Origin of the sequence: Steroidobacter sp., assembly GCF_016790065.1 — a bacterium.
Taxonomy (GTDB): Bacteria; Pseudomonadota; Gammaproteobacteria; order Steroidobacterales; family Steroidobacteraceae; genus Steroidobacter.
This window is the reverse complement of record NZ_JAEUPY010000030.1, coordinates 1-10,714: the sequence shown is the minus strand read 5'-3', so window position 1 is coordinate 10,714 and position 10,714 is coordinate 1. Positions and strand designations below refer to the sequence as shown.

6 protein-coding genes and 1 pseudogene are annotated in these 10,714 nt (G+C 61.9%); 3 read left to right on the top strand and 4 right to left on the bottom strand.

Annotated features, from left to right (window positions below; all coding sequences use genetic code 11):
- Both JNL55_RS01230 and JNL55_RS01225 read left to right on the top strand, forming a co-directional pair.
- Positions 1 to 1,389: TonB-dependent siderophore receptor (locus tag JNL55_RS01230; RefSeq protein ID WP_293848438.1), on the top strand; the 1,389-nt coding region annotated here is incomplete at its 5' end.
- 119 nt (positions 1,390 to 1,508) lie between these two features.
- Positions 1,509 to 3,626: a TonB-dependent siderophore receptor gene (locus tag JNL55_RS01225; protein WP_293848436.1), complete on the top strand. Its 2,118-nt coding sequence runs from the start codon at positions 1,509 to 1,511 to the stop codon at positions 3,624 to 3,626.
- Positions 3,627 to 3,719: 93 nt separating this feature from the next.
- Here JNL55_RS01225 and JNL55_RS01220 read toward each other — a convergent pair whose 3' ends face one another.
- The 4 genes from JNL55_RS01220 to JNL55_RS01205 form a co-directional block, all read right to left on the bottom strand.
- Positions 3,720 to 3,944, bottom strand: coding sequence for a hypothetical protein (locus JNL55_RS01220; protein ID WP_293848434.1), 225 nt, complete (start codon positions 3,942 to 3,944; stop codon positions 3,720 to 3,722).
- 191 nt (positions 3,945 to 4,135) lie between these two features.
- Complete coding sequence (locus JNL55_RS01215) at positions 4,136 to 6,214, bottom strand: amidohydrolase family protein (protein ID WP_293848432.1); 2,079 nt, start codon at positions 6,212 to 6,214, stop codon at positions 4,136 to 4,138.
- A gap of 54 nt (positions 6,215 to 6,268) precedes the next feature.
- Positions 6,269 to 8,569 carry a TonB-dependent receptor gene (locus JNL55_RS01210; RefSeq protein WP_293848430.1) on the bottom strand — a complete coding sequence of 767 codons (2,301 nt, stop codon included), beginning with the start codon at positions 8,567 to 8,569 and terminating at the stop codon, positions 6,269 to 6,271.
- 283 nt (positions 8,570 to 8,852) lie between these two features.
- Positions 8,853 to 10,322 carry an APC family permease gene (locus tag JNL55_RS01205; RefSeq protein WP_293848428.1) on the bottom strand — a complete coding sequence of 490 codons (1,470 nt, stop codon included), beginning with the start codon at positions 10,320 to 10,322 and terminating at the stop codon, positions 8,853 to 8,855.
- Between the two features lie 210 nt (positions 10,323 to 10,532).
- Between JNL55_RS01205 and JNL55_RS01200 the strand changes: the two are divergent.
- A pseudogene (locus JNL55_RS01200) lies at positions 10,533 to 10,714 on the top strand (hypothetical protein); the annotation flags it as partial.

The following is a 10,714-nucleotide window of genomic DNA, read 5'->3' as shown; positions in this document are numbered from 1 at the left end:
CAGGTGACGGCGAGCTACGAGTATCGTAACGAGTCTCGGCCGGTGGACCGCGGACTGCTGACGCTACCTGCGGCGAATGGCGGCAGATACATTCCCAACCTCCCCAGCAGTCGCCGGCTGGGCGAACCGTTCGAACAGCTCGAGCTCGAGCTGCACTTCCTGCAAACGGAACTCAAGCACCGCATCGACGAGGTATGGAACGTACAGCTGGGCCTGTTGTACGAGGGCAGTGCTTCGAATGATCTGCAGGTGCGTCCCGTCAGCGTGACTTCGGACGGCGTACTGACACGTCGCGTCGACGGTTCGCTCGATCGCACCACCAGTGCATGGTACGGCCGAGCGTTGCTGAGCGGGGCTCTCACGCACGGTGCAATGGAACATCGCGTGAGCGCGGGATTCGATTTTCGCCGCTTCCATCAGCAGCGGCTGTTCGGAGTCGGTGCGACCAGCGCTGGCTTCGATATTTTCTCGCCGACGTACGGACAGCTGTCGCCAGTGCTCGGCGACTTCAGCGCCGTCGAGTCGCATGAGCGCGATTTCGGCGCCTATGTGCAGGACTACTTCACACCGGCACCGTGGGTATCGCTGCTCCTCGGCCTGCGGCGCGAACGAGTGTACTCGGAGTCGGTCTTCGGAGCGCGCGCAGCGAATACAGGTGATATCGACGCTACCTCCCCTCACGCTGGCATAACGCTGCGCCCCACCCCACGCATTTCCATCTGGGCCAACTACGCCGAGGCGTTCGAGCCGAATCTCGTTGTCACTGAAACTCAGACACAGCTGGGCGCCCCACGGCAGTCGTGGCAAGTGGAAGTCGGCATCAAATCCTTGCTGGCGGATGATCGAGTCAATGTCGCACTGGCCCTGTTCGACATCGAAAGCCATCACCTCGCGGTAGGCGGTGATGGCGAGGACTCCGCCGACTTTCGTTCGCGGGGTCTGGAGATCACTGTGTCCGGCCAGCCACTGCGCGGCACGCACGTCATCGCCGGCTACTCCACGCTCGACACCGAGATTCTGTTTGGAATATTTCGTGGCCGGCGGCCGCAAAACACCGCTGACCATACGCTGAATTTCTGGGCCAGCTATGAACCGCCTGACGGCCCGTGGCGCGGGCTCGGTATGGGCGCCGGGCTGTTCTATTCCGCGGATCGCTACGGCAATAACGCCAACACCTGGTCGCTCGGTGCCTATACGGTCGTCAATGCGAGTCTCTGGTACAACCTGCCGCTGCGGCGCGCGTCGGGCCGACAACTCGGCCAGGCACGCTTGCAACTGGCCCTCAAGAACCTGTTGGACGAACGTTACTTTCCTTCCAGCGGCGGCGACCTGCGCGTCGAAGTCGGCCGTCCGCGAACCATCCTCGGCAGCGTCACACTGACCTTTTGAATCCGCCGCGGTTCAGGTCTCGTCGCCTCATTCGTTAATTCACCGAAGGGTATGCGCGCCAGCACTCCGGCGACGCATCCACTCCAGACACATCACAAACTGGCACTTCGGGAGAGGCAATGTATCCACGCACACTCACCATGACGACCGCCGCTGCGCTCGCCGCGTTCATGCCGTCGTTGAACGCCGTTGCGGCAGCCGATGAAGACACACTGCAGGAGGTCGTGGTCTTCGGCACACGTCAGGAGCGCTACTCCGCGCGTACCGCAACGATTGGCCGAATCGAACAGGACATTCTGACCACTCCTCGCAGCATCCAAGTCATCCCGGAACAGGTGCTGCTCGATCAACAAGTCTCGAGCCTGGGCGAGGCGCTACGCAACGTCGCTGGTCTCACCGAGGGCGATGGCTTCGGCGGCACACTCACGGACTTTTTGATTCGCGGCTTCCGGCGCGATTCGATCTTTCGCAACGGCATGCGCTTGAGCGCCGTTACCAGCAACCAGCCGCCGACACAAAACATCGAGGCGCTGGAAATCATCAAGGGACCGGCGTCGGTCCTGTTCGGCCAGATCGAGCCCGGCGGACTGGTGAACATCAACACCAAAAAACCGAGCTATCAGCAGCGCGGTTTTGCGCAACTGGTATTCGATGAGTACGGCAAGAAGCTTGGCAGCTTCGATCTGACCGGACCGGTCAACCAAGCCGAGACGGTTGCGTTCCGCTTGAACGGCTCGATGGAGCGTACCGACACGTTTCGTGACTTTTTCGAGATCGACCGTGAATTCATTTCGCCGTCGTTGCGCTGGGATCTGAGCGAGCGCACGGCGTTGGTGCTCACCTACGAGTACTTTACCGACAACCGACCGGTCGATCGCGGCTTCGTCAGCCTGCCGGACGGCAATGGCGGGCGTTACATTCCACGCAACATTCCACTCGACCGCCGCTTCGGCGAGCGCTTCGAGGAGCGCGACTCCAAAGTGCATCTAGTGGAAACTCAACTGCGACACAGCTTCAACGACGATTGGCGCGGCAGCGTGAACTTTCTGTATCGGACCGAAGACGAGTTCGACATCCAAGTCCGCCCGGTCAACGTCAATGCAGCCGGCAATCTCACGCGCCAGGTCGACGCTACGCTCGACCGCGAAGTGCTCACCTACAGCGCCAACGCCCAACTCGAAGGCTCATTCACCACCGGACCGCTCGCGCATCGGCTGGCCATCGGCAGCGACTTTCGCGACGAGGATATCGATCGTCGTTTCTTTACCGGCCAGAGCGCCGGCGGCTTCAATATCTTCAACCCCGTCTACGGACTGATCTCGAGCACCCTCAGTGGCAACGGCGACCCGCGCCGCGAAGATGGTTCGTCTTTCGGTTTATATCTGCAGGATCAAATTACGTTGCTGGATCGGCTGACACTGTTGCTGGGCGGCCGCTATGACGAGTCGCGCGGCGCGAATCTGGCCAACGGCGTCACCACCGTGCTCGACAAGAAAACCGAGTTCACGCCGCAGACCGGCCTGCTCTTCCAACCGACGCCGAGCATGTCCCTGTATCTCAGCTACAGCGAAGGCTTCAATCCCGTCGCCCAGGTCGATCCGACCACGGGTCGCACCTTCGCTCCGGAAACCTCGACGCAGTATGAGTTCGGCGCCAAAGGTGAGTTCCTGGACCGCCGTTTGATTCTGACCGGCTCGGTGTACGACCTGGAGAAAGACAACATCGCCGAACTCAACAGCAGTGGCGTGCTCGATCTCGTCGGCCGCGTGCGCTCGCGCGGCGCCGAGCTTTCAGCAACCGGCGAGCCTGTGCCCGGCCTGAACTTCGTTGCCTCGTATGCCTACACTGACAGTGAGATCCTGGGTGACTTCAACACTTTCCGCGGTAACACTCTGCCGGGCGTCGCTGAACACACGATGCGCCTGTGGGCCAGCTACGAGATACGCGATGGCAAGCTCGCCGGCCTTGGCGGCGGCGCCGGCGTCGACTACACCTCAGACCGTTTCGGCGACACCAGCAACGCCTGGTCGCTCGGCGAATACACCGTCGTCGACCTGAGCCTGTGGTACTACCTGCGCAATGCCGCCATCGGCCTGCCCGGCGATTCGCAGTTACGCTTTGGATTGAACATCAAGAACGTACTCGATGAGCGTTACTTCCCGGCGGCGGGCAACAGTACGCGCATCACCATCGGCCAACCGCGTACGATCATCGGATCAGTGGCACTTGATTTCTAGAGATAGATTTGACGAGCCGCGCCGCTGGTTACCCGCGAACGGTCAGTGGCGCTCTTCGTCGCGGCTTGGGCTTCTCAGAATAACTGCGAAACGTCACTCCCCCGACCCGAGGCCGCGCGCGCTCATTCGACCATCGGCTCGCGCGCTCTGCAGCTCCGGAATCGATTTTTCAGCGATCTCGAAGGGAACATCTGCTGGTTGCAACCCCCGGAATGCACCGGACTCGACGCCAAGACGATTCATGAAATGGCGATACAACCTGTCCACATCGCGTTGCCACGCTTGCTCATCGAACCTTCCAGATGCGGTCTGGCTCATGCGGCTCTCATCTCTTGGACTCCGGAACCGTGTCCGGTGTGATCGCCAACCGGTAATCCAGGTTCGCCATGCCTTAACCACGCTCGTGCACCACTCGCCCGTCCTTCACCACCGACACCGCGCAGCCCGGTGCATTAGCATGATTCAGCGGTGCTGGCAGAGCGCGGCATGTCCGATAGAAGTTGAGCCCGTCACTGTGACTTCTGCATCACTGGTGGCTGCCCGAAAGGCTGCACCCCGATAGCGGCATGGATCTCCGAGGGGAACAGCACTTCGCCCTGCTTCATCACCATGCTCGCCTTGCGCAGCAACGAGATATCGCGAGTGGGATCGCCGGGAACCAGCAGAAGATCCGCGATCTTGCCCGGCGACACCGAGCCGAGGCTTTCACTGGTGCCGAGATAGCGAGCACACCCTATGGTCGCAATTTGCAAGGCGCGCGCTGGTGAAATGCCGGCAGCCACATAGGCTTCCAATTCCGTGTGCAGCATGAAGCCTTCCACGTTGTCAGTGCCCGGCAAGATGGTGACGCCGGACTCGTCCAGCATCCGCACGACTTCTAGAAGCTTGTTCCAAGAGGCATCGTAAGCCGCGTACTGATCGGGTCGCACGCTGAAGTTGAGCTTCATGCGGCTGCGCTGGTACGGAGAGTTTGTGCGACTCAGCCATGGCGCATCGCTCGGTGCCACCACGCCAGGCCGGCTCAACAGCAGGTTCTGGAACACCGCCGCGGTCGGGTTGAATGCGACACCGCGCTCCCGCATCTGTTTGAACAGCCCCTGCACCGGCGCGCTGTGCAGATCCAGAGTGCCCAAGCGCTCGCCGATGACGGTTACTCGGAACGGTGAGCGCGGATCCTCTCCCTCTTTCATCAGGAACATCAGCAGCAGCTGATTCAGATGGATGATCTCATCGTAACCAGCTTCGATCATGCGCTGAGGCTGCGCGAACGCAGGCAGATGACCGGTGACTTTCATCCCCAGCCGATGCGCCTCGGCACTCACCGCCGGTACCCAATCCGGGTTGAACGAGTTGTAGATCTTGATGCCCGGATAGGCGCGATCGGCATACCAGCCCACCGCTTGCAAAGCGCGCGGCAAGCTGTCGACGATGATGCCCTGATGAGCGGAGTAAGGCGTGCGGCCCTCGATGAATCCAAACGGCACGATGCGCGGCCCCGGAATCACTCCGTCGTCTATGTGCCCGATGAGTTTGGACAGCATCTCGTTGTCGTTTCCCAGGTCCCGCACCGACGTCACGCCGGCCGCCAGGCTCAGCAATCCGCCCCAAGGCTCGATGTGAACATGCATGTCGTGCAAGCCAGGGACGAGCGTGCCACCATCGCCGTCGATGACCATGGCGCCCGGCGGCGGCACCTCGGCACGCACATTGGCGATACGGCCCCGAAACACTGAAACCGTCACCGGCGCACCCACCGAGCCGGCGACGCTGTCGAAAATCCGCACGTTGCGCAGATAGATGGGAACATCGAACCGATGACGCAGAGCGCGGGTGAGGCGCGCCAGGTAAGCCGTCTGCAGTTCGTCCGTCCATCGGCGCAGCCTGTCGAGCTCGCCTTGATAGCCGTCGCGAATCAATGTTTGTTGCACGGATGGCACGGTAAAAGATGTGAGTTGCGCGAACAGCCACCCGTCGGAGTCCAGCACCTGAAACACCGGCGCGGCATCGGCCCCGATGAGCGCGTAAGCAACGATCTTGCGTTCCTGTGCGCCTGTACCAATCCGTGTCTCGCCGAGCCGCTCGGTGCGCAGCGTACCGCCCGGCAGAATGTTACGAGTTGCTCCTGGGCTGCGAGCAGTCACACGCGTGTACAGGTTCAGCGTCCAAGGAGTGACATCGCTACCGACATACAACGGAGCCGTTGCAGCTCGCGCTTTGCCGGAATCGTTCACTGTCTTCCAGCGAGCAACGCCGCCGCGGAACTCGTAATGCTCCTCGACCGGCGCGCCGGCATAACCTTTACCCTTCACCGAGTAACGAACCGGCACGTCGTCGGCATCCACCTCGATCTGTTCCTGGAGCTTCGCGCCGCGGCCGTTGTCGTCGATCCTCCAGTCCACGTCGAAGCGCTGACCGGCGCGCACCACTGCCAGGCGACCGACCGGCTCGCTCTGCGCGAACAGCGTGTAGTCACGCCGTTCGTTCGCTGACTCGACGTTGTCGGCAGCAACCGCAGCCGAGAAAATCAGCGCCGCCCCGACCAGCGCCAAGACCGTCACTCGCTGCATTCGCCAGTATGCATAACTCATGTTGCTAACAACGCTCCGCAATCCAGACAACTTGCCGCGCCTGCGGCGCTTCGATCAATACTCGAAACGAGCCGTCAAATAGTATTCACGCGGCGTGGAGTACCCAACGTTCGCTCCGCCCAGGCCGGTGAGATCCGCGCCGCCCGCCAGCACATAGCGCTCATCGGTGGCATTGCGCAGGCCGGCCTGCAATGTCCACCAGCTCGCCGCTGGCTTCAGTACCACGCTGGCATTGAACAAGCCGAAGCCGCGCTGACGGATCAGCGGATTGTTCTCGGGGTCTGCGCTATAGGCGCCGCGATACGACCAGTCCGCCCGCAATGTCAGCGAGCTATGGGTCGCCACCGGAAATTCGTAACCGACCCCGGCGCCGCCCTGCCACTCCGATACGAACGGCAGCTGAGTTCTGAGCGTCACACCGCGCGCGTTGGGATCCAGGCGGGTGAGCTTCGCATCGGTGTAGCCGACCGACGCATTCACAGTTAGGCGCTCGGTCGGCGCCGCCTCGATCTCCAGCTCCAAGCCCTGGATACGCGCATCGCCGGCATTCTGCGGACGTGTGGCAATACCGTCGAAAAAGTTCAACTGCAAGTCTGCGTAGTCCGTATAGAAGGCCGCGCCGTTGATGCGCACGCGATTATCGAAACCAGTGAACTTGGCGCCCACCTCGTAGACCTGCACGGTCTCCGGACCAAACGTCGGCGCTGTTCGCGGCGAGTTCACGCCGTTCACGATCACGTTTGGCCCGGGGAACGCGCGCTGCCCGAAGCCGCCGCTCTTGAAGCCGGTCGAATAGGAAACATACGTCATGAAATCGGGCAGCCATTTGTACTCGACGCTGAGTTTGGGCGTCCACTCCTTGATGTCTCGCTCCACCTCGACGGATTGCATCAGCGGATCGAACCAGAAACGGGCGCCGGTGCGCGCGATGGCCGTCGGGATACCCCGGCGGCGCATCTCATAAACGTACTGATCGTCCGGCAGGAATGCCTTGGTCTCGCTCGAGTAACGCACGCCCGCCGTGACGCTGAGCTGGTCGGTGAAACGAAAGGTTTCCTGCGTGAACAGCGCCCAGGCCCGGTTATCGATGTCGCCGCCGCTGCGAAATGGCACGGTGTCGTCCTGGAACAGCCCGGGAAACAGGAAGTCGACGATGCCGCGGCCGAATCTCAGCAGATTGACGTTGTCGCCGGTCTCCTTGAAATAGTACGCACCGACCAGCCAGCTCAGCCGCTCCTCCAGCAGCCGCCCCGACAGCTGCAGTTCCTGGCTGAACTGATCCTGATCGTAATAATCCTGCTGCTCCAGCTGTGGGATGGGCGAGCCATCGGAGTCGGCGGAGAAATAAGAGTCGAGGGAGCGGAAGCCCGTCAACGAGGTGATGGACAGCCGCTCGGAAACGTCCCAGCGCGCCACCAAGGACGCACCGAACACATCGGTGTCCGAGACGTCCTGGAACGATTGATTGCCCACATCGATATTCGGATTGACCCAGTTGGCGGCCGTGTACAGCGGACGTCCCAACGAAGCCTGGCGCGCATTCAAGGCCGCAACGAACGGTGAACACAAGTTGCCCGGTGCGCAGTCGCCGATGGCCAGCAGCGTCGAGGGATTGCCGTCATCGCGAGCCCGCGTGTAATCGACCGCGACATTGAAGGACAGCGCGTCGCTTGGCGTGAAAAGAATGTTGCCGCGTGCAGCCAAGCGCTCATAGCCACCGCTCTTGCCACCCTCATACGGCAGATCCTGATAGCCATCGCGATTGAAGCTGGCGAACGACCAGCGACTGCGGACCATGTCGCTGAAAGGCACGTCCACCGCCAGCTTGGCGTCCCTTCGATTCAAGTTTCCGGCGGTCAGCTCTGCCTGCGCCGCCAAGCGGTTGCCGGGCTGTCTCGAGGTGATGCTGACGGCGCCGCCGACGGCGTTCTTGCCGAACAGCGTGCCCTGCGGGCCACGCATGAACTCCACGCGCTCAACATCGACGAAATCGAGCAGACTGCCCACGGATCGAGCCACGTAAATGCCATCGACGTAGATGCCCACACCGGGCTCTGAGGTCAATGTGAAATCCGGCTGACCGATGCCACGAATGAACACCGAGGATTGGGTCGAGCTCGCGCCACGCCGCCCGATGCTCACGTTCGGTGCGAACACGGCGGCATCGCGAAAATTCGCGACCGCCCGTTGTTCGAGCACCTCTGCCGTCAGCGCCGTGAGCGAGATCGGCGTATCCTGCAGTCGCTCTTCTCGCTTGCGAGCCGTCACGACGATCTCTTCAAGTCCATTGACGCGTGTCGTCCCCGTGTCTTCCTGCGCGCTGGCGGGCGCGACCAGCAGACCTGACAGGCTCATCAGCAATAGGGATGTAGCCGCTTGCCGGCGAAGAATTCTGTCGTTCGAATACATGGATGTGCGCGCTCCCCGTGAATGTTGTCTGGCCAGTAACCGAACATCCGTTGTTTTGATCCGCGGCCGCTCACCGGCGGCGTCGCGACGGCTTCGTTCGCGACCTCGACCTCAAGGGTATGCATGCATATGCATGTGGTCAACAGAAATCTGCATATGCGTGTGCATATTTATTGAAACCACGGCGGGCCATCCGATGGACGGCGGCCAGAGCAGCCGGCCGTGAAGCTCAGCCGCCGCTCGACATCGTGATTCCTCCCGCCCGCGAGCGCACAGCAAAGAGGGCCGCGGCGACCGCCATGACAAGCAATTGCACCCAACTCGAGCGCAGATACCATGCAGGCGCCGCGGACTGCAGATCCCTCGCCACGTGGAACACGAGCAGCGCACCGAGCAGCACCGCGCCCACCACTGGAACCATTGCCTCATGGCGACCGCGTCGTTCGAAACCGATCGCGCGCGCCTTTGCTGGGTCCATTGCAAGCCTCAGCATGGCGAAACACACCAGGACGAAGTTCAGCAGCATGCAGGTGGCCAACAGGTCCACCCCGAGAAAGAAATCGCCAGCGAAATGACAGGCGAGCACCCCGGCCGAAGCCAGGGCCGCCGATGCGATGATCGCCATGTCGGGTGTCCTGCGCTTCGGATGCACGCGCGCGAAGCACTTCGGAACGAAGCCATCTTCGGCCCAAGCGAACAACATGCGCGATACCGCCAGTAGCATCGCCGGCACATGATTCAACAACGACAGCACCACTCCCGCCGCAATGATCGCCGCCCACGTTGGGCTCAGTACATAAGAGAACAATCCCGGAACGGTGAGATCCGTTTCGCGCGCCGCTACCGCGGCGTACTGCCAAGGCACGACATGGAAAACGGCAACTGTAAATAGAATGTAGAAGCAGGCCACACCAGCGATCGCAAACAAGATGGCGCGCGGCAGATCGCGCTGAGGCCTGCGCGCCTCACCGCCTGCCTGCGCGATACTTTCGAAACCTACGAAGCTGCCGAACAGCACTGCGGCGGCCGCAAGAATCGCCGGCAGATCGAAAGCCGTACCTGTCTGCCCCTGCTCGGGCGTCGACGCGATCGGTGGGGCCGCTCGCAGAAAGTCGGCGTGATCGAAGCCGAACCCAGCGACGACGACGACCAGCGCACAACCAAACATGACGACGGTGAGCGGCACGAGCGTCATTGCATAAGCGCGATTGCCCGTCAGACTGACGATGGCGAACAACCAGATGCTCGCCAGCGGCAACCCCAGCGTGGCGAGCGGCGAGCCGGCGAGTTGTGCCGCGGCCGCGGGTGAAGCGATCGCCACGCAGTCACGCAGGAAAGGCACCAGCAAATACGCCACGACGCCGAGGATGACCGACAGCCCCACCCATTGACCAAAGCTGACAACGAATCCCACGAAGGGATGCAGGCTGCGGCTCAGATACACATAGCTGCCGCCCGCCCGCGGCATGCACGCCGACAGACGCGCATACACCAGTGCCGCTATCGCCGCCGGGATGGCGGCGATGGCATAAGCCAGCGCCACGTGATCGCCCAGCGACGGCACCGAGCGATAGATCATGAGGGGCAGCACATTGATCGCGCCGCCGACCATGGTGGAGATGCCGGTCGCCACCAATCCCGCCAGCCCGACGTTGCGTGCCAGTGCAAGACGCGGCGCATTCGATTCGACTACGGACACTGGCGTACCTCGAAGCATGACGTGACGCGGCTGCAAACCCAGCGCGGCCCGCGCAGACACTATCCCAAGCCAGCCATCGTATGCAATCGCATACGAGCTTCGACACGGGGCTGCCGCGTGCGTGATTCTGTACTTGTTAATGCTCTCGCATATGCATTAGCATATTCATCGACATAACGAGGCCGCCCACCGTGGGGCAGGAGCGCTGCAGTGACCGGGTACATGAGCGAACAAACCAGCAACATGCGGGTGCTGTTCTGTTTCGGAGTCTCGCAGGCGCTGTTCGACACCAGGGCCGTAGAGCTGCCCGGCATACTCGAAGCCATCACGGCCGCCTTCGCCGAGCTCGAGCCACGCTTCAAGATCAAGGTGCTGGGCACGTTCGATGACGA